Source organism: Streptomyces sp. NPDC102406 (genome assembly GCF_044765725.1).
Taxonomy (GTDB): domain Bacteria; phylum Actinomycetota; class Actinomycetes; order Streptomycetales; family Streptomycetaceae; genus Streptomyces.
In genome coordinates, this window is sequence record NZ_JBIWKP010000001.1 from 1206107 (window position 1) to 1224760 (window position 18654).

18 protein-coding genes are annotated in these 18654 nt (G+C 72.2%); 8 read left to right on the forward strand and 10 right to left on the reverse strand.

Annotated elements, in window-relative coordinates; genetic code table 11:
* Positions 1 to 37: 37 nt before the first annotated feature.
* Positions 38 to 1684 carry an alkaline phosphatase D family protein gene (locus ACIRF8_RS05535; RefSeq protein WP_404211108.1) on the reverse strand — a complete coding sequence of 549 codons (1647 nt, stop codon included), beginning with the start codon at positions 1682 to 1684 and terminating at the stop codon, positions 38 to 40.
* Positions 1685 to 1778: 94 nt separating this feature from the next.
* Entirely contained in the window at positions 1779 to 2441 is a 663-nt protein-coding gene (locus ACIRF8_RS05540) for an HNH endonuclease family protein (RefSeq protein WP_404211110.1), read from the reverse strand.
* A 278-nt stretch (positions 2442 to 2719) separates the two neighbouring features.
* On the opposite strand from ACIRF8_RS05540, the gene ACIRF8_RS05545 reads away from it, so the two are divergent.
* Positions 2720 to 3388: an HAD-IA family hydrolase gene (locus tag ACIRF8_RS05545; protein ID WP_404211112.1), complete on the forward strand. Its 669-nt coding sequence runs from the start codon at positions 2720 to 2722 to the stop codon at positions 3386 to 3388.
* A gap of 69 nt (positions 3389 to 3457) precedes the next feature.
* On the opposite strand, the gene ACIRF8_RS05550 is transcribed toward ACIRF8_RS05545, so the two are convergent.
* Positions 3458 to 4312, reverse strand: a complete 855-nt coding sequence (locus ACIRF8_RS05550; protein ID WP_404211114.1) for a peptidoglycan-binding protein — start codon at positions 4310 to 4312, stop codon at positions 3458 to 3460.
* 171 nt (positions 4313 to 4483) lie between these two features.
* On the opposite strand from ACIRF8_RS05550, the gene ACIRF8_RS05555 reads away from it, so the two are divergent.
* Entirely contained in the window at positions 4484 to 6559 is a 2076-nt protein-coding gene (locus tag ACIRF8_RS05555) for a DHA2 family efflux MFS transporter permease subunit (RefSeq protein ID WP_404211116.1), read from the forward strand.
* A 13-nt stretch (positions 6560 to 6572) separates the two neighbouring features.
* Here the strand turns inward: ACIRF8_RS05555 and ACIRF8_RS05560 are convergent, their stop codons facing one another.
* A complete protein-coding gene (locus ACIRF8_RS05560) occupies positions 6573 to 7070 on the reverse strand; it encodes a GNAT family N-acetyltransferase (protein ID WP_404211118.1) in 498 nt (165 codons plus the stop codon).
* Positions 7071 to 7233: 163 nt separating this feature from the next.
* Between ACIRF8_RS05560 and ACIRF8_RS05565 the strand changes: the two genes are divergently transcribed.
* Both ACIRF8_RS05565 and ACIRF8_RS05570 read left to right on the forward strand, forming a co-directional pair.
* Positions 7234 to 7875 carry a hypothetical protein gene (locus ACIRF8_RS05565; protein WP_404211120.1) on the forward strand — a complete coding sequence of 214 codons (642 nt, stop codon included), beginning with the start codon at positions 7234 to 7236 and terminating at the stop codon, positions 7873 to 7875.
* A 7-nt stretch (positions 7876 to 7882) separates the two neighbouring features.
* Entirely contained in the window at positions 7883 to 8437 is a 555-nt protein-coding gene (locus tag ACIRF8_RS05570) for a hypothetical protein (RefSeq protein WP_404211122.1), read from the forward strand.
* Between the two features lie 10 nt (positions 8438 to 8447).
* On the opposite strand, the gene ACIRF8_RS05575 is transcribed toward ACIRF8_RS05570, so the two are convergent.
* Together ACIRF8_RS05575 and ACIRF8_RS05580 are read right to left on the reverse strand one after the other, a co-directional pair.
* Positions 8448 to 9080, reverse strand: coding sequence for a glyoxalase (locus tag ACIRF8_RS05575; protein ID WP_404211124.1), 633 nt, complete (start codon positions 9078 to 9080; stop codon positions 8448 to 8450).
* Between the two features lie 55 nt (positions 9081 to 9135).
* The gene (locus tag ACIRF8_RS05580; protein WP_404211126.1) at positions 9136 to 9453 is read right to left on the reverse strand and encodes an antibiotic biosynthesis monooxygenase family protein; all 318 of its coding nucleotides are present in this window, start codon (positions 9451 to 9453) and stop codon (positions 9136 to 9138) included.
* A gap of 90 nt (positions 9454 to 9543) precedes the next feature.
* Between ACIRF8_RS05580 and ACIRF8_RS05585 the strand changes: the two genes are divergently transcribed.
* Positions 9544 to 9945, forward strand: a complete 402-nt coding sequence (locus tag ACIRF8_RS05585; RefSeq protein ID WP_404211128.1) for a hypothetical protein — start codon at positions 9544 to 9546, stop codon at positions 9943 to 9945.
* Between the two features lie 3 nt (positions 9946 to 9948).
* Here the strand turns inward: ACIRF8_RS05585 and ACIRF8_RS05590 are convergent, their stop codons facing one another.
* On the reverse strand, positions 9949 to 10632 hold the full coding sequence (locus ACIRF8_RS05590; protein WP_404211130.1) for an O-methyltransferase: 684 nt from the start codon (positions 10630 to 10632) through the stop codon (positions 9949 to 9951).
* 26 nt (positions 10633 to 10658) lie between these two features.
* Positions 10659 to 12044 (reverse strand): MFS transporter, encoded by a 1386-nt coding sequence (locus tag ACIRF8_RS05595; RefSeq protein ID WP_404211132.1) that lies wholly within the window; start codon positions 12042 to 12044, stop codon positions 10659 to 10661.
* A 398-nt stretch (positions 12045 to 12442) separates the two neighbouring features.
* On the opposite strand from ACIRF8_RS05595, the gene ACIRF8_RS05600 reads away from it, so the two are divergent.
* The 3 genes from ACIRF8_RS05600 to ACIRF8_RS05610 are packed head-to-tail and all read left to right on the forward strand — an operon-like array spanning position 12443 to position 15666.
* Positions 12443 to 14488 (forward strand): bifunctional glycosyltransferase 87/phosphatase PAP2 family protein, encoded by a 2046-nt coding sequence (locus ACIRF8_RS05600; RefSeq protein ID WP_404211134.1) that lies wholly within the window; start codon positions 12443 to 12445, stop codon positions 14486 to 14488.
* Between the two features lie 31 nt (positions 14489 to 14519).
* Positions 14520 to 15365, forward strand: a complete 846-nt coding sequence (locus ACIRF8_RS05605) for a helix-turn-helix domain-containing protein (protein WP_404211136.1) — start codon at positions 14520 to 14522, stop codon at positions 15363 to 15365.
* Positions 15334 to 15666 carry a DUF397 domain-containing protein gene (locus ACIRF8_RS05610; protein WP_404211138.1) on the forward strand — a complete coding sequence of 111 codons (333 nt, stop codon included), beginning with the start codon at positions 15334 to 15336 and terminating at the stop codon, positions 15664 to 15666. The genes ACIRF8_RS05605 and ACIRF8_RS05610 overlap by 32 nt, the downstream gene beginning before the upstream one ends.
* On the opposite strand, the gene ACIRF8_RS05615 is transcribed toward ACIRF8_RS05610, so the two are convergent.
* Together ACIRF8_RS05615 and ACIRF8_RS05620 are read right to left on the reverse strand one after the other, a co-directional pair.
* Positions 15654 to 16862, reverse strand: coding sequence for a helix-turn-helix domain-containing protein (locus tag ACIRF8_RS05615; RefSeq protein ID WP_404211140.1), 1209 nt, complete (start codon positions 16860 to 16862; stop codon positions 15654 to 15656). The genes ACIRF8_RS05610 and ACIRF8_RS05615 overlap by 13 nt on opposite strands.
* Positions 16863 to 17004: 142 nt before the next feature.
* On the reverse strand, positions 17005 to 18570 hold the full coding sequence (locus tag ACIRF8_RS05620) for a DUF6801 domain-containing protein (protein WP_404211142.1): 1566 nt from the start codon (positions 18568 to 18570) through the stop codon (positions 17005 to 17007).
* Positions 18571 to 18654 lie beyond the last annotated feature (84 nt).

Sequence of the window (18654 nt, forward strand, 5' to 3'; positions counted from 1 at the left end):
AGCCATGGTCATCTTCCGGTTCGGGGTCTTTCCCGGCTCAGGTGATCGTCCGGTGGTCCGCGCGGACCAGGCCGCGCCGGGCGTCGGCCCGGTCGAGCGAGAGGTCCGCCGTGCGACCGCGCAGGGTGAGCGTCATCAGGTGGTTTCCGAACCAGGGGCCGCCGGTCCTGCGCCAGTTGACGCGGGGCGCCGCGGCGCGCGCGTGCCGGGCCAGGCGGCGGCCGATGAACCGTCCCGTGCGGCTCCAGCCGAAGCGGAAGCCGAAGCGCATGTAGCGCGGGATGGTGTTGTGGACGGGCGAGCAGGTCAGTTGCAGGACGCGGGCGGTGGGGGCGGGGTCGCCCGTGGTCCAGGTCGGTTCGGCGATGTAGGCGTGGTGCACGTCGCCGCCGAGGACCGAGACGGTCGCGGGCGCGGCGGGGCCCGTGCCCGCCTCGGCGACCAGATCCGTGAGCGCGTCGAACGACGTGGGGAACGCCGCCCAGTGCTCCAGATCGGCGCGCCTGCGCAGTTTCTCGCCGAACCGCGCCCAGCGGGCCCCGCGTACGCCCTTGGCCATCGCCGCGTTCCAGCCCTCGGCGTCGTGGATGAGGTGGGGGAGCAGCCAGGGCAGCGACGAGCCGACGAGGAGGTGGTCGTAGGCGCCGGGTGCGGAATCCTGTCCTTCCAGGGCCTGGTCGCGCACCCACCGCTCCTCGTCCGGGTCGAGCATCGCCCTGTTCTGTTCGTCGAGGACGCGGGCCGCCCGGGTGTCGATCATCAGCAGGCGTACGCGGCCGAAGTCGCGGCGGTAGCTCCAGCGGGCGCAGGTCGGATCGGCGTCGGCCCGCGCGGCGAACTCGCGCAGGGCGTCCGTGCCGTCGGGCGTCGCGCGCACCGCCGCGTACACGGGGTCGGCGGCCAGTTCCGACGGGTGCAGGTTGCCTATGTGCTGGTGCACCCAGTACGACATGAGGCCGCTGAGGATGCGCTCGCGCCACCAGGGCGTCTCGCGCATCTCCCGCAGCCAGGCCGCGCTGGTGTTCCAGTCATCGATCACGTCGTGGTCGTCGAAGAGCATGCAACTGGGCACCGTGGAGAGCAGCCAGCGGATCTCCGGGTCGAGCCAGGACTCGTAATAGAGGTGCGTGTACTCCTGGTAGTCCGCGACCTGGGTGCCGGGCGGCTCCGTCAGGTCGCGGCGGCGGGCCAGCCACTCCCGCGTCGCCGGTGACGTCTCGTCCGCGTACACCTGGTCGCCGAGGAGGACGAGGACGTCGGGGCGCTCGGCCGTCGGGTCGGCGGCGAGCCGGGCGGCGAGCGTGTCGAGGGCGTCGGGGCCCACGGGGTCGTGCTCGTCGGCGGGCGGCGCGGCCCAGCGGCAGGAGCCGAAGGTGACGCGGACGGTCTTCCCCTCGGTGTACGCCGGGGCGTGGATGGTGCTGGCCGGGAAGCGGGAGTCGGGCTCCGGCCAGACCGTGACGCCGTCCAGGGCCACCTCGTACGCCGTCGCGGTGCCCGGGGTCAGGCCGGTGACCGGGACGAGCGCGTAGTGGTGGCCGTCGATCTGGAAGGTCGGCGCGCTGCCCGACGCGCCGTCGGCGCAGCGCACCTCGGCGGTACAGGGCCGGCTCGCCTCGACCCAGACCGTCGCCGCCTCCTCGTCCACGTACCTCAACAGCGGTCCCAGGCGCAGCCTCGCCACGTTGTCTCCTCCGCTCGTCCTGCTTCGGGGCCGTATGCCCCGTCGGACCGTACGGTATGGATCCGGGCGCCGGGAGGGAGCGGGGTGGGGTGCGTCAGCAGGCGCTCAGCCTCGACTGGATCGCCGACTTCTCCGCCGAGTCCACCGACAGGTCGTAGTAGTGCTTCACCTGGACGTACATCCGCAGGTACGTGCAGGCGTACGCGGTGCGCGGCGGCATCCACTCGGCCGGGTCCTGGTCGCCCTTGGACTGGTTGACGTTGTCGGTGACGGCTATGAGCTGGGGCCGCGTGAGGTCGTTGGCGAAGGACTGGCGCCGGGCCGTCGTCCACGTACTGGCGCCGGACTTCCACGCCTCGGACAGGGGCACCACGTGGTCGATGTCGACGTCGGCCGGGGCGGTCCAGGTGGCGCCGTCGTACTCCGAGTACCAACTGCCGGACGAGGCGGCGCAGTCGGAGCCGGTCGTCACGTTCTTGCCGTCGCGCTTGAGGACCACCTCGCGGGTGTTGCAGGTGCCGGACTGGGTGATCCAGTGCGGGAACTTGTCGCGGCTGTAGCCGTCGGAGGAGCCCTCGGCCTTGACCGTCAGCTCCGCGAGGTAGGTGCGGGCCGTGGCGGCGGTGACCGGGGTGGGCGGGGCGGCCTGGGCGGGCGGGGCGCCGAGGAGGGTCAGGGAGGTGAGCGCGGCCAGGGTCGCGGTGAGGGTGGCGGCGGCGGTCCTGGTGCGGGGGTGACGCGCGTAGCGGCTGGGCATGTGAACTCCCTTGCGGTGTGGGGGTGTCGGCCGGGCGGGGTCCGCGTGCGGCCATCGTGGGGGGCGGGGGTTTCGGCCGGGTGTGCGGCTGGTGACAGGGTCGCGTCAAGTTGGTGTGCGGGACAAGGGTGCGGGCGCGAGTCCGTCGGTTCGGCGGGGACCCGGGTGGCGATCACCCGGGTTTGTTTTGTACCGTGAAGGAACAAAGTGGTCCCCGCCCGCGAACCCTGACCGGTGGGCGGGGCCGCCTTGTCCCCTTCGTTCTCTGGAGCCTGCCGATGACGGCCACGCCCACCGTTCTCTCCGCGCGCGCCCTCCTGCTCGACATGGACGGCACGCTCGTCAACTCCGACGCCGTCGTGGAACGGATCTGGCGGCGCTGGGCCGCCGACCACGGCCTCGACGGCGACGAGGTCATGGGCGTCGTGCACGGGCGGCAGGGGCACGCCTCGATGGCCCTGCTGCTGCCCGAGCGCCCCATGGCGGAGAACCACGCCGACAACGCCCGCATGCTCGCCGCCGAGACCGCCGACATGGACGGGGTCGTACCCGTCCCCGGGGCCGCCGCGTTCCTGGCCGCGCTTCTCTCCGCCGGGCTCCCGCACGCCCTGGTCACCTCGGCGGACGTGGCGCTGTCCACCGGCCGGATGGCCGCCGCCGCGCTGCCCTACCCGGCGGTGCGCGTGACGGCCGAGAGCGTGGGCGCCAGCAAGCCGGACCCTGAGGGGTTCCTGAAGGGCGCCGCCGAGCTGGGCGTCGACCCGGCGGACTGCGTCGTGTTCGAGGACTCGGGCGCGGGGATCGCGGCCGGGCTCGCCGCGGGGATGCGGGTGGTCGGGGTCGGGCCGCGCGCGGGGGCGCACGGGCCCACCGTCCACGTGCCCGATCTGACGGCCGTACGGGTCGAGGCCGGGGCCGACGGGGAGATCCTGCTGCACATCGGGTGAGCACCCGGCGGCCCGGTCACCTCGGCGGGGGTTCGAAGACAGGCGCTCGGGGCTGGTGACCCCGGACCGTCACCGCTGCCACCCGTCGCCGCCCCGGCGCGTCTGCGCCTCCAGCGCCCGGCGCGTCGCCGGGCCGTACGTGCCCGGGGCGTCCTCCTGGATGCCGCGATTCATCTGGTAGGCGCGTACGGCGTACTCCGTGCGGCCGTCGAAGGTGCCGTCCGGGTGATCCGGGTAGAGGCTCAACTCGTGCAACCGGTACTGGAGTTCGGCCACCTCCGGGCCCTGGTCGCCCCGGCGCAGGACCGTCTCGCGCGGAGGGCGGGTGTGCTGCTGGGACGCGGAGGGTGTCGGGGACGCCGAGGAGGGCGACGAGGAGGCGGACGCGCTCGGCGCCGAGCGCGTCGGGGACGCCGTACGGGTGGGGGCCGGGGGCGCGGCGGCCGAGACCGAGCCGGGCGCCGACGGCGACACGGGCGGTGACGCACGCCCCGACGGCGACGACGACCCCTGGGTCGGCCGCGGCGGCGCCGAGGCCGTGGACAGCGGGGCCGCGGCACCCCGCGTGGAGGTGGGCGTGCCGTCGTCACCCGACGAGATCAGGACCGTCACCAGCGCCGCCACGCTCAGGACACCCGCGACCGCGGCCAGCAGCAGCACCGGGGTGCGGCGCGGCGGATCCCCGGGGCTCCCGTCTCCCTGGTCGTGGCCCGCACCGGCGGACGGCCGCCGCTCCGGCGGCAGCGGCGGGTGCGCGTACGGGTCCGGGACGCGCGGCGGAGGGGGCTGGGAGGGCTCGGTGAGGGTGACGTAGGGGCGGACGCGGAGCGGACCGAAACCCTCCGCCTCGCAGCCGCAGGCCGCGCCGCCGTCCGGCCCCGCCGCCGCCCCGCACTCCGGACACGTGCGCACCTCACCACTCATGTGTGGTTCCCCTCCCCGAGAACTGAAGCGCATTATGCAGACCCCGGGCCCCGCCCGCAGGGCCGCGGCGAACTCGACCGGCACTCAACAGGCCAAACCGCGCCGCACCCACCACGATGGGAAGTACCAAGCCCCCGGCGCGACCGGCCCGGGGTGCCTTCGGAGGTGGCCATGAGCAGCCAGGACATCGGCGCGGCGGGCCGGGGCGGCAGCTCCCGGGCACATCGGGGCCGACCCGGCGAGCAGGCCAGGACCAGCGGCGTACTCGTCTCCATCGGGGCGCTGCTGCTCGGCATGCTGCTCGCCGCACTCGACCAGACCATCGTCTCCACGGCGCTGCCGACCATCGTCAGCGACCTGGGCGGACTCGAACACCTCTCCTGGGTCGTCACCGCCTACATGCTCGCCGCGACCGCCGCGACGCCCCTGTGGGGCAAACTCGGCGACCAGTACGGCCGCAAGAAGCTGTTCCAGCTCGCCATCGTCATCTTCCTGATCGGCTCGGCGCTGTGCGGCATGGCGCAGAACATGCCCCAGCTCATCGGCTTCCGCGCCCTCCAGGGCCTCGGCGGCGGCGGGCTCATGGTGCTGTCCATGGCGATCGTCGGCGACCTGGTGTCACCGCGCGAACGCGGCAAGTACCAGGGCCTGTTCGGCGCCGTCTTCGGGGCGACGAGCGTGCTCGGACCGCTGCTCGGGGGCCTGTTCACCGAGCATCTGAGCTGGCGCTGGGTCTTCTACGTCAACCTGCCCGTCGGCGTCGTCGCGCTCGTCGTCATCGCCGCCGCCCTGCACATCCCGGCGCACGCGCGAAAGCACCGCATCGACTACCTCGGCACCTTCCTCATCGCGGCCGTCGCCACCTGCCTCGTCCTCGTCGCCTCGCTGGGCGGCACGACCTGGGGCTGGGGCTCGCCGCAGATCATCGGCCTCGCGGTGCTGGGCGTCGTGCTCGCCGCGGTCTTCGTACGCGTCGAGCTCCGGGCGGCCGAACCGGTGCTGCCGATGCGACTCTTCCGGGTCCGCACCTTCACCCTCGCCGCCGTCATCAGCTTCGTCGTCGGCTTCGCCATGTTCGGCGCGATGACCTACCTGCCGACGTTCCTCCAGGTCGTCCAGGGCGTCTCACCCACCATGTCGGGTGTGCACATGCTGCCCATGGTCATCGGCCTGCTGCTCTCCTCCACCGCCTCCGGGCAGATCGTCAGCCGCACCGGCCGCTGGAAGGTCTTCCCCGTCGCGGGCACCGCCGTCACCACGATCGGCCTGCTCCTGCTGCACAACCTCGACGAGACCAGCTCGACCGCCGCGATGAGCGCCTGCTTCTTCGTCTTCGGCCTCGGACTCGGCCTCGTCATGCAGGTGCTCGTGCTCATCGTGCAGAACGCGGTGCCCTACGAGGACCTGGGCGTCGCCACCTCGGGCGCCACCTTCTTCCGCTCCATCGGCGCCTCCTTCGGCGTCGCGATCTTCGGCACCGTCTTCGCCAACCGGCTCGCCACCAAGCTGAGTTCGGCCCTGGCCGGGCGGCAGGCACCGGCCGGGGTCGGCCCGGACTCGCTCAAGGCCGACCCGCGCGGCATCGGCGACCTCCCGCCCGCGCTGCGCCAGCCGGTGCTGCACGCCTACGCCACCTCCATCACCGACGTCTTCCTCTACGCCGTCCCCGTCGCCCTGCTCGCCTTCGTCCTCTCCTGGTTCCTGCGCGAGGACAAGCTGCGCGCCTCCGTCACCGCCCCCGACACGACCCAGACGCTCGCCTCCAACCCCGTGGAGCGCTCCTCCTACGACGAGGCGGCGCGGGCCCTGTCGACGCTCGGGACGCGCGAGGGGCGGCGCGAGATCTACGAGAAGATCACCGCGCGGGCCGGCTACGACCTGCTACCGGCGGCCAGTTGGCTCGTCCTGCGCGTCAACCGGTACGGCTGGGCCGAGCCCGCAGTCCTCGCCGAACGCAGCGCCGTACCCCTGCCGGTGATCATCGAGGCGGCCCGGCAGGTGGAGGAGCGGCGCCTCGCCGTACGGGAGGGCCTCGACCTGGTCCTCACCGACGAGGGCCGCGCGGTCGCCGCCCGCCTCGGCAAGGCCCGCGAGGACTCCCTCGCCGAACTGCTCGGCGACTGGTGGACCCCCGAACGCCCCACGGACCTGCACCAGTTGGTCCGCGACCTCAACGCGGAGCTGTGCGGCTCGGACGCGGAACGACCGCACGACGGACGCGACGCACGCCAGCGACTCGCCGCCTGACGCCGCCCGGGTCTCAGTCCAGCCGCTTGCCGAACCAGTGCTCGGCGTACGGGTCGTCGTTGTGCGGCCCGGTCTCCTCGTAGCCGAGCCGCGCGTACAGGGCGCGCGCCTCGACCAGGTCGCTCCGCGTGTCGAGGCGGACGCGCACGGCGCCCAGGGCCCGCGCCGCATCCTCGGCCGCCGCCACGAGCAGCGGCGCCCCGCCCTTGCCGCGCAGCTCCTCGACGACGAAGACCCGGGTCAGCTCCGCCGTGCCCGCGTCCACCAGCCGCACCCCGGCGCTCCCGGCGGGCTCACCGTCGTACCACCCGACGAGCAACCGGCCGCCCGGCGGCGCGAGTTCGGCGCCGGACTCGGCCGCGATCCCGCGCTCCAGCTCCGCCGGCTCGGTGACGCGCCCCTCGTGCAGCAGGTACCAGCGGTCGCTCACCTCCGTGTAGTACGCACGCCACAGGGCGGCGGCGACGGGGGAGCCGTACGGCTCGGGGGCGATGGTCCAGGAGTTGCGCACCTCGCATTGTGGGGCCGGTGGGGCCGGACGCCGCAACCGGATTTCCCCGGTCGGCCGCCGCGGGCGGCCCGCACTGTTTGAGGCGGGCGGGGCGGGCAACCCGGTTCACGGTAAGCACGGTTGACCCAAGTTCGACGATACCGGGAAGGTCGGGAAGACACCCATGTCCACAGGCGTGATCATCGCTTTGATCGTGGTGGGGGTCGTGGTCGTCGTCGCGGCGGGCGTGTTCGCCGCACGGACCAAGCCCCGTGGGGGACGCGGCCTCAAGCGCCGCTTCGGCCCCGAGTACGAGCGGGTCGTCGCCCGGCACGACGGCGACACCAAGGCCGCCGAACGGGAACTGACGGAGCGGGTGCGGCGACACGGCTCGCTGCGCACCCGCGAACTGGAGCCCGCCGCCCGCGAGCGGTACCAGGCACGCTGGGCCGCCGCCCAGGAGCGGTTCGTCGAGTCGCCCGCGGAAGCGGTCGCCGAGGCCGACCTGCTCATCGCCGACCTCGCGAAGGAGCGCGGCTTCCCCGACGGCAGCCGCTACGAGGAGCAGGTCGAGGCGCTCTCCGTGCACCACGGCCCGCACGTGCACGGTTACCGGCGCGTCCACCACGCGGACGGCACGGCCGGCACGGAGAAGCTGCGCGCCGCGATGGTCGAGGCGCGCGCCCTGTTCGACGACCTGATCGGTACGGGCGGCCATGTCGCACACCGGGACCGGACGGACGAGAGGGACCGTACGGCGGACGACGGCACGACGCGGCACGAGCGGACGAGCCCCCTCAAGGGGCGCCTGGCCAAGGGGAGTTGAGTAGAGGATGACCGACATCAACCGCACGCGACAGGACGGTACGGCACCGGACCGGCAGCAAGGTCCGCTCGCGGGGGAGACCCCGCCGCGCGACCGGACGGCGCCCGGCACGCGCGATCCCCGCCACGAGCCAGGGAACCAGGTTCCCGGCGCGGGCGCCCCGCTCGGCGGCGACCCGCTCGCCGGGCCCGGCCCGGACGAGGGCGTCGGCCGCCACCGGGACGACCACCGCGCCCCGCACCGCGACTCCCACTTCGAGCCGCGCCACGACCTCGAAGGACCGGCCCACGGTGCCCGCTCGGACCTGGTCGCGCACGAGGCCCGTGAGGACCTGGAAGGACGGCTGCGGCACGCCGTCGCCGCCTTCGTGGACGAGCCCCGGGCCTCCGTCGAGGAGGCCGACCACGTCCTGGAGGACCTGACGACGCGCCTCACCGAGAGCCTCGCGGGCCGCCGCAGCGCCCTGCGCACGACGTGGCAGGACTCGAAGGAGGACACGGAGCAGCTCCGTCTCGCCCTGCGCGACTACCGGGAGACGGCGGAGCGGCTGCTCAGCCTCTGATCCCGGTCCGCTACTCGCCCGTCCTGGCCAAGGACGCCGCTTCCCAGGCGAAACCGTCGGGGTCGGTGAACGACCCGGCGGTGCCGCCCAGCACGATCCGGTGCGCACCGGCACCGTCGGCGGGAACACCGGCATCCTTGGCCAGGGCGGCACGCTTGTACAACGCCAGCTTGAGGGGCCCGGTCCCGGCGTCGAACTCGACGTACTTGCCGCCGAAGCTCTTGCCCACCAGCAGGCCCTGCCCGACGTAGAACTGCTTGCTCGCCTTCACGTCCTCGACGCCGAGCAGCAGCACGAGCGCGTCGATGTCCCGGGTGGCGGGGCCGCTGTTCTTCTTCGCCGAGGTGGCGACCTTCCAGATCGTCCCGTCCGGGGCGCGGACGACGCCGCCGTACCCCCAGAGCGACTTCGAGGCCGGCTTCAGCGTGGTGGCGCCCGCCTCGACCGCCGCGCCGACGAACGCGTCGACGTCGGCGGGCTGGGAGACGGTCAGCGACAGCGTGAACCCGCGGAAGCCGGATGTCGGGGCCTCGGAGGGCCGCAGCAGCAGATGGGGGCCGCCGAGGCCGAAGGCGGCGGAGTAGAAGCGGTCGGCGGCCGTGGTGTCGTCCACCTGGAGGGTGACGGATGCGAGGGAGGTCATGCACCTCACGCTAGGTCCGGCCCGGCCGCCGGGGCTTCTTCATTCCTGACCGTCTCTACGCGGTCTTCGGCGCCGCCTGCTGCACGACCTCGAAGGACCACAGCGAGGAGCCGGTCGAGGCGGGCTTCGGGCGGTCGCCGCCGCCCTGGTGCGCGGCCTTCATCGGGCCCTCCATCCACGCCTGGAAGGACTCCTCGTCACGCCAGCGCGTGTAGACCAGGTAGTCGTCGGTGCCCTCGACGGGGCGCAGGAGCTCGAACCACTCGAAGCCGTCGGAGTTCTCGACCGCGCTCGCGCGGGAGGAGAACCGCTTCTCCAGGACCTCGCGCTGTTCGGCCGGGACGGTCAGAACGTTGATCTTGACGATGCTCATGGGTTCATCCTGCCGCACAGCGCCCCCGCGACAGGACACCGGGACACTAGGATGCGGCCCCTACGAGAAGACGGACGTCGGGGGAGTGCGGTGCTCGAACTGACCATGGCCACCGTGGCGGGTGGTGACGAGGGGGCCACGGCCGGGATGTCGATGGCCGAGGCGCCCAGTGAGCCGGGGGCCGTGCTGCGGGTGGGGCGGGACGAGCGTGTGTGCGGGCTCGTCACACCGCAGGACTGGCTGTTCGTGTCGCGGGTGCATCTGGAGTTCCGGTGCGGGCCCGAGGGGGAGTGGAGCGTCTGCTGGCTGCGCGGGTCCCAGGGCGATCCGGCCGCGGAGGTGCGGGTGCGGTCCGGGGGCGAGCGGGGCCCGGGTCTGCCGCTCGCGTACGGCGGGGCGGCGCGGTTGCCGCGCGGCGGCTCCGGTGAGGTCGTCGTCCTCGACCGGGGCGGGCCGCGCAGCGTGAACGTGGGGTTCTACCAGGAGCCGTAGCGCTCAGCCCTGTACGTAGGCCAGGGCGAAGCCGTCGTAGCCCTTGGCGCCCACCGTCTGGATCGCCGTCGCGTCCAACTGCGGGTGGTCGGCGAGGAGTTGGAGCGCGGCGCGGGTGCCGGTGACGTTCGGGTCGGTGTCGGCGGGGTCGACGACGCGGCCCGACCTGACGACGTTGTCGACGACGATCACGCTGCCGGGGCGCGTCAGCCGCACCGCCCAGTCCAGGTAGTTCGGGTTGTTGACCTTGTCCGCGTCGATGAAGACCAGGTCGAAGGTGCCGCCCTCCTCGGCGAGCAGGGGCAGCGAGTCGAGGGCGGCGCCGACCCGGACCTCGACCACCTTGTCCAGGCCGGCGCGGGCGATGTTGGCGCGGGCCACCTCGGCGTGGTGCGGGCTGTACTCCAGGGTGATCAAGGTGCCGTCGGCGGGCAGGGCGCGGGCCAGCCAGATGGTGCTGTAGCCGCCGAGCGTGCCGATCTCCAGGATGCGGCGGGCCCCCTGGATGCGGGCGATCAGGTGCAGCAGTTTTCCGTTGGTGGCGGAGACGCTGATGCTGGGCAGGCCCGCGGCCTCGCTGTCCGCGAGGGCGGCGGCCAGCGCCTCGTCGGCGGGGGCGAGCAGACCGCTGAGGTAGGCGTCGACCGTGGCGGCGGGGCCGGGCTGAGACTCTGGGTGAGAGGTCATGGCCGTCAGCCTAGGCCCGGCCGGTGTCAGATCGCCGGGGGTGAGCCGGGGAGGGGGCGGCCCGCCGATTCGCGCATGCGCCATGCCGCGATGCCGCCGATGAGTGCCGCGGCCATCATGTAGTAGGCCGGGATCATCAGGTTGCCGGTGGCCGCGATGAGGGCCGCCGCGACGAGCGGGGTGGTGCCGCCGAAGAGGGAGACGGAGAGGTTGAAGCCGACGGACAGGGAGCCGTAGCGGACCTTCGTCGGGAAGAGGGCGGGCAGCGCCGAGGGCATCGACGACGTGAAGCCCACCAGGAGCAGGCCGAGGGCGGCGAGGCCGAGGGTGATGGCCCAGGTGGAGCCCGCGCGGATCAGCAGCACCGCGGGGACGGAGAGGACCACGAAGCCGGCGCAGGCCGCGCCGATGACGACGCGGTGGCCGTAGCGGTCGTTGGCCCGGCCCATCGGGATCTGGACGCACATCATCAGCAGCATCACGGCGATGAGGATGAGCGTGCCGTGCGTGGCGTCGTAGCCCAGCTCCTCGCTCAGGAACGTGGGCATGTAGGAGAGGAGCATGTAGTCGGTGACGTTGAAGACGAGGACGAGGGCGACGCAGATCGCCATGGCGTTGCCGTTGCCGACGAACATGTCCTTCAGCTTCGGCTTGGGGCGCGCCTTCTGCGCGCTCTCCGCCTCCTCCGCCAGCTTCTGGAACGCCGGGGTCTCCTCCAGCTTCATCCGGACGTACAGGCCGACCAGGCCGATCGGACCTGCGATCAGGAACGGCAGGCGCCAGCCCCAGCCGTACAGGTCGCCGTTGGACAGGAGGGTCGTCAGGGCCGTCGCGAGGCCCGCGCCCGCCACGTAGCCGATGAGCGTGCCGAACTCCAGGAACGAGCCGAAGAAGCCGCGCCGCTTGTCGGGCGCGTACTCGGCGATGAACGTGCAGGCGCCGCCGTACTCACCCCCCGTCGAGAACCCCTGGAGCATGCGTGCCACGATCAGCAGCACGGGCGCCCACACGCCGATGGTGGCGTACGACGGGATCAGGCCGATCGCGAACGTGCCCGCCGCCATCATGATCATGGTGATGGCGAGGACGCGCTGACGGCCGATGCGGTCGCCGAGCGGGCCGAAGAAGGCGCCGCCGATCGGCCGAACGAGGAACGCGGCGGCGAACGTGCCGAGCGTGGACAGCACCTGGGCCGTGCTCGACGCCGTCGGGAAGAAGACGTGGCCGAGCGTCGCGGTCAGGTAGCCGTAGACACCGAAGTCGAACCACTCCATCGCGTTGCCGAGTGCCGCCGCCTTGACCGCGCGCTTGACCAGCGACGGGTCGGTGACGGTGACGTCGGACGACGTGCGGTTCCGCACGGGCGCGGAGACTTTGCCGGTACTGACTGCGATGGACGTGGCGCTGGCCAAGGATCCGCTCGCCTGCCTTTCGTGGGGGCCAAGGGCAGAGGCCGTCCACGGGGAACGGCCTCATATGGACCATAGGTGCGTTCGCGAAAGTGACGCACTGTACGGAAACTGCTGCGTACGGTGCGAAAATCCCTTCCCGCCTGCGAAAATGCGACGAGGATCGCGCGGCGTCGGCGAACGATTTTGTGATCTTTGTCGCGGAACCGGGCCTGTTTCCCGCACAACGAAGTGGCCTCACAGCGCCGTCTTCCGGTCAAAACCGGGTGGACAGACAGGTGAAGTGGGGGTTGCGTGCGTCTCATACCGGGGGCGGTGCGAACCTCTAGGGACAACTAGGGACGACCAGGACGACATGAGGCTTCCTCCGGGAGCCGACAGGGGCGGGAGGTCAGGAGCGCGTGGCGAATGTGGAGCACCCGGTGACAGCACCGGCGACGGGACCGGCGGGGCCGACGACAGGGCGGATGAGCGCCGTGCGCGTCGGCCTGTGGCTGATCGCCGCCATACTCGCCGTACGTCAGCTCGTCGCCGTCCTGAGCACGCCGCGCGGTGAGCGCCTGACCGATCTGGAGACCTGGATCGGGCCGAACGGGGTCCTCCACGTCAAGGGCTCCCTGTACGACGCGCCCGACCGGTTCACCGGCACGCCCTTCGCCGGCCTCGTCCTCAAACCGCTCTCCCGCGCCGCCGAGCAGGCGCTCGGCTGGGGCTGGACCTTCGGCTCGCTCGCCCTCGTCGTCGCGCTCGGTCTGGTCGCCGCGCGCGCCCTGCCGCAGCCCGTCTCCCGGCGTACGTCCCTGTTCGCGGCGCCGGTCGCGATCAGCCTGCTCATGCTGTCCCTGCCCGTGCGCAACGCGTTCACGCTCGGGCAGACCAGCATCCTCCCGGTCCTCCTCGTCCTGCTCGGCTGCTTCGCCGTACGCGGCGAGAAGACGTCCGGCGTGCTCATCGGCGTGGCCGCCGCCCTCCAGCCGACGGTGCTGCTGTTCGTGCCGCTGCTCTGGTTCACCGGCCGCAGACGCGCGGCGCTCTCCTCGGGCGTCACCTTCGTCGCCGCGACCTGTCTCGCCTGGGCGGCGATGCCGCACGACTCGTGGACGTACTGGGTGCACCACCTGGCGGGCGCGGGCCTGGCCACCGACCCGGCCGCGGGCGCCAACCAGTCGCTGCACGGCATGCTGCTCCGCTTCGGCCTGGAGGGGCCGCTCGAAGAACTGCTGTTCCTCGTCCTCGGCGCCGCCGTCGCCGTGCTCGGGGTGCGCCGCGCCGTCACGTACGCGCGCGACGGGCAGCTCCTGCTCGCCGTCGCCATCACCGGCTGTGTCGCGGTCGCCGTCTCGCCGACGACCTGGCAGCACCAGCTCCTGTGGGTGCTGCTCGCGGTCGTCGGCCGCGTCGGCAAGCGCGCCTCCGACCGCTACATGTGGCCGGTCCTCGTCGTCCTCGCGCTGACCCTGCCGTCGAAGATGATGCTGCCGAACATGCCGGTCATGGAGCCGGTCCGGGACAACGTGGTGCTGATCGCGGCCCTCGCCGCCGCCTGCGTCGTCCCCTTCCTGCCGCGCACGTCACCGCTCTACCGAAGCCCGCTCCCGACGGACTACGCCGAGCCGGTGCCCGCCCGCTGGGCGTGGGTGCCGCTCGTCCCTGTCTGGCGCCGCGTCCTGACCCGCCCGAACCTCATCCTGGAACTGCTCCTCATCCGCGTCGGCTACTCCGCGTACCAGCAGGTCCGGCTCGCCGCGACCGGCGGCACGATCTCCGGCGGCCGGGCCACCGCCGAGCACCACGGGCGGCAGATCCACTCGATCGAGAAGTTCCTGCACATCGACCTCGAACACTGGGTCAACCACACGGTCTTCCACCACGCCACCTGGCTGAAGGAGTTCTTCAACTTCTACTACACGTCGTTCCACTTCGTGGTGCCGCTGAGCCTGCTCGCGCTCATGTACGTGCGCCGCCCCGCCGAGTACCGCTGGGCCCGCTCCGCCCTCGGCTTCGCCACGCTGCTCGCCCTGATCGGCTTCTGGGCGTACCCGCTGGCGCCGCCGCGCCTCATGCCGGGGCTCGGCTTCATCGACACGGTCCACGGCGCCCAGGACTTCTCCAAGCCCGACTACGGCACGCTCACCGAACTCACCAACCAGTACGCGGCGATGCCCTCGCTGCACTTCGGCTGGTCCCTGTGGTGCGGCATCGTCGTCGTGGTCCTGGCGAGAAGGTGGTGGGTTAAGGCGCTCGGGCTGATCCATCCGCTGTGCACGGTCTCCGCGATCGTCGCCACCGGGAACCACTGGATCCTCGACGCGGTGGGCGGCGCGACCGTCGTCGGACTCGGCTTCCTCATCACCTACGCTCTTCAGGGCCCTCGCGTGAGAACGGCGGAACAACCACCCGCACAGGTGGATTCCGACCGTAAGCCGGGTGCGAGCGTAGCGAGTTGATTACGCTGTGCAGCCGACCTGAGGGGGCTGCATGTCCAACGTCACCGTCCTCGACCCGAGCGCCTCACCGCTCGACTACTACGGCTTCGAACTGCGTCGGCACCGGGAGGCCGCGGGCCTGACCCAGGACAAGCTGGGGGCGATCCTCAACTACACGGGGTCCCTGGTGGGCCAGATCGAGACGGCCCGCAAGCTGCCGACGCCGGAGTTCAGCGAGCGCCTGGACGCCGGGCTCGGCACGGACGGCTTCTTCTCGCGGCTCGTGGGGCTCGTGCTGCGCTCCCAACTGCCCGCCTGGTTCCAGCAGGTGGCCGAGCTGGAGGCGCGGGCCGTCGAGATCTGCGCCTTCCACACGCATCTGGTGCACGGGCTGCTCCAGACGCGGGAGTACGCGCGGGCCGTGCTCGGCGCACTCGACCAGGAGCACCTCGACGACCGCACGGAGGTCCGGCTCGCCCGGCAGCGCATCCTGGAGAAGGAGGAGCCGCCGGTGGTGTGGCTGGTCCTCGGCGAGGCGGTGCTGTACCAGGACATGGGCGTCGGCGAACGGGCGGTGATGCGGGGCCAGTTCGAGCGCCTGCTGTCCTACGAGAACGATCCGCGGGTCAATGTGCAGGTACTGCCGTTCCCGACGGGCCCGCACGCGGGCATGACCGGCCCGTTTGACCTGTTCCGCTTTCCCTCCGACCCGGCCATCGTCTACACCGAGGGGTACGGGCAGGGGCATCCGACGGCCAATCCGGCCACCGTCAAGGACTGCTCACTCCGTTACGATCACCTGCAAGCCGCTGCCCTGTCGGTGCGGGACTCGGCGGAGCTGATCCGGTACGTGATGGAGGAGCACTATGCCGAAGTCGACGAACATCCAGTGGCGTAAGTCCAGTTACAGCAGTGACCAGGGCGGCTCTTGCGTGGAGTGCGCGCCGCTCGGACCGCTCGCCTGGCGCACGTCCTCCTACAGCGGCGACCAGGGCGGCTCTTGCGTCGAGTGCGCTCCCGTCGGCGCGCTCGCCTGGCAGAAGTCCACGTACAGCAGTGACCAGGGCGGCGACTGCGTGGAGGTCGCCGAAACGCCCTGTGCCGGCGTCGCCGTACGGGACTCCAAGGACGAGACGGGACCGGTCCTCACGTTCTCCCCGGAGGCGTTCGGCGCCTTCGTCCGGGTCTACTCCGCGTGACCCCTGCCCTGGAGGTGCAGGGCGCGCAGCGCCGCCTCCAGGGCGAAGCGGTGATCCGGGTCCTCCAGCCAGTCGCCGTAGTGCGCGTCCAGATTGCGCAGGCGGTAGCGGACGGTCTGGGCGTGCACGTTCAGCATGCTGCCGACCTCGTGCGCGGTGCCGCGCGTCGTCAGCCAGGCGTGCAGCGTCTCCACGAGACGGGCGCGGCGTGCGCCGGACGCCTTGTCGAGCGGGGCGAGTTCGCGCGCGGCGAGCTGGGTGACCAGGGCCGGATCGGAGAGCAGCCACAGCGTCATCAGATGGTCACCGGCCTCGATGACCTGGGTGTCGGGCACGATCCCGTCGTCCACGAGCTGGAGCACCCGCCGCGCCCAGCGCAGCGAGTCGGCGGCCTGCTCGGTGGGCATGGTCAGGCCGATGGCGTACGAGCTGCCGGGGGCGACCGCCGCGAGCATGGCGCGGCGCTCCGGGGTGAGCGGGCCGGGGATCAGCAGGTGCGGTTGCGGTGCGCTCAGATCCGCGAGGACGTCCATGGCCAGACCCGCCTGGACGTGCTCGGCGGGGGCCCGTAAGGCGATGACGGTCACCTCGGCGGGCAGCGGCCAACCGGTCTGCTCGCAGAGGCTGTTGATGGTGGTGTGCGTCAACGGCGTACCGGCGAGCAGCAGGTGGAGTAAGCGTCTTCGCAGGACCTCCCCCGCCGCGCCCGCCCGCGACTGCACCTCCATGTACCCCTCGTGCGACAGCTCCTCCAGCTCGCCGACGTAGGCGAAGAGGGCCTCGGCGAAGGCCAGCAGGAGACCGGGGGAGAGGTCGAAGCGGCGGCCCAGGTCCTTCGCGCGGCGCAGGGCGACCCGGGCGCCGAGGCGGTAGGCGCCCTGGAGCGTGTTGAGGTCCCGGCCCTCGTACGCCTCCACGCGGCCGAACGTGCGCAGCAGTTCGTCACGGGTCGCGGTGGACGCCTTGGGGTCGGCGACCCGGTCCACGAAGGCCTTCAGGCTCTGCTCGACGCCCTGCCGGATCGCCGCCTCGTTCGGGCCGCTCAGCAGGGCGGCGTACTCCGGGAACGCACGCGTGACCTCCACCCCGATCTCCTTGATCAGACCGGGGAGTTCGGGACGCATGATGCGGGCGAACTCCCGGGGCAGCGGCCCCATGGGGTCCTCGACATCCGTCGTGTGCGCGGGCAGGGGCATGGCCGCTTTCCTCGATCGTCCGAGCGCCGGGTGGGTGCGTACCAATGGGGCCTATGAAGTTAGAACAACTACTGTGGGTTGTACATCAGTTGCGCAGGGATTGATCGCGTGGTGCGGGATGTGGCCGAGATGTGCCGGGTTCTCAGGGGAGGACCACCTTCGACGGGGGGAAGGTGGGCATGACCGGGGGGCAGCCGAAGGACAGCTCCGGTGCGCAGACCGGCGCCTGGTTCATGGTGATCAGGTTGTCCGGGCCGCTGATCGCCGCGGTGAACAGCGGATCGAGGTCCTCGCCCCCCGTCCCGCAGCCGGAGAAGGCGGGAATGTCGACCTTGCCGGAGAGGATGCCGCCGAAGAGAACGTTGGAGTAACCGCCGCCGTCACCGACGTTGGCCCGCAGCGTCACCCGGAAGCGCTTCGCGGTGCGGCAGTCGGGGCCGACGTCGAGAGGGGTCCCGTTCACCTTGACGTCGTGGATGCGCAAGCTCTGGAAGAAGGTGGCCACCGCGTACGACTTGGGGTCCCCGTAGCTGTGCTGGTCCCCGGTGGAGATGGTGATGGGCGTGTTCTCGAAGGAGACCTTCGCCGACACGGGAGTGAAGCCGAAGCTCAGGAACGTCGACTCGGCGTCGGGCAGGCTGAGTTCGCCCAGCGAGTCGAAGCGCCGGAAGATGTCGTCGGTCCCGGGCCAGAAGGTGCTGCCCGCCTGGATGTTCGCGGCCACGTTCATCAGGCCCGGCGAACCCTTCGGATCGTTGACGATCATCGAGCCGTCCTGCTTGCGCACACCGGCGAGGCCGATCGCGTAGGCGCACGCCCCGAAGCCCGGGTACACGCTCACCTCCATCGCGGCGGGCGGCTTGGGTGTCTGGCTGACATCGAGTTCGCCCTTGGGCCTCTCGGCGGGGCAGGTCGTGGCGGCCGGCTCAGGCTCCGCCCTCGGGGTCACGGTGACCCCGTCGGGGGCGTCCTCGCCGTCCCCGCCGTCCTTGTCACCCGGTGCCTGCGAGGAGGGGGTGTCCTCCGGTTCGGTCTCGGTGGCCCCGGGGACGGCCACCCGCGCCAGCAGCGGATCATCGCCGTCGGCCGGTGAGCAGAGAGCCGTGACGGGGGTGCCGGACGCCGGGGTCACCGTCAGGGTGAGATCACGGGCGATCAGTTCGAGATCCCCGGCCGCCTCGACCGTGATGGTCGGGACCTCGCCCGTGTGCGGCAGGACCAGGTCGTCGCCCTCGGCGGGCACCGTGGCCCGGCCGCTCAGACCGGCCCAGGTCGTGTCCGCCTTCTCCTCCTTCTTGTCGGCCCGCCGGACCTGGACGCCGAGGGACGCCTCGCTCGTCACGTCGGCCCCGGCGGGAAGGAGATCGGCGAGCCCGGCACGCGACAGCACGGCCTCCACCTGGACGGGGCCCGGCTGGATCGGACGTCCCGCGACAGCGGTGGTCGGCAACCGCGTGGTCACCTTCACCGTGGCGGCCGACCTCACCGGCGCCGCCGTGGCCTGCGGACCCGCTGCCGCGGGCAGGCTGCACTCGTACGCCAACTCCACCGACGGAGCGGGCTGTTCGTCGGCCCGCGAGCCGGAACCGGACAACACCCCGGCCACCAGCGCGGCCGAGGCGACCGACGCCACCCGTACCGAGCGCCGCGCGCGGAGCCCGGTCCGCCTTCCGAGCGCTTCCATCCGGTCCTCGCCTCCTGAAGTCATGCCCTCTCCCACCCGGTGCCGGCCTCTCCCCGCAAACACGTGCTCGCCCGCCGCCGGGTGGGGACCCGACGGCGGGCTGAGCGG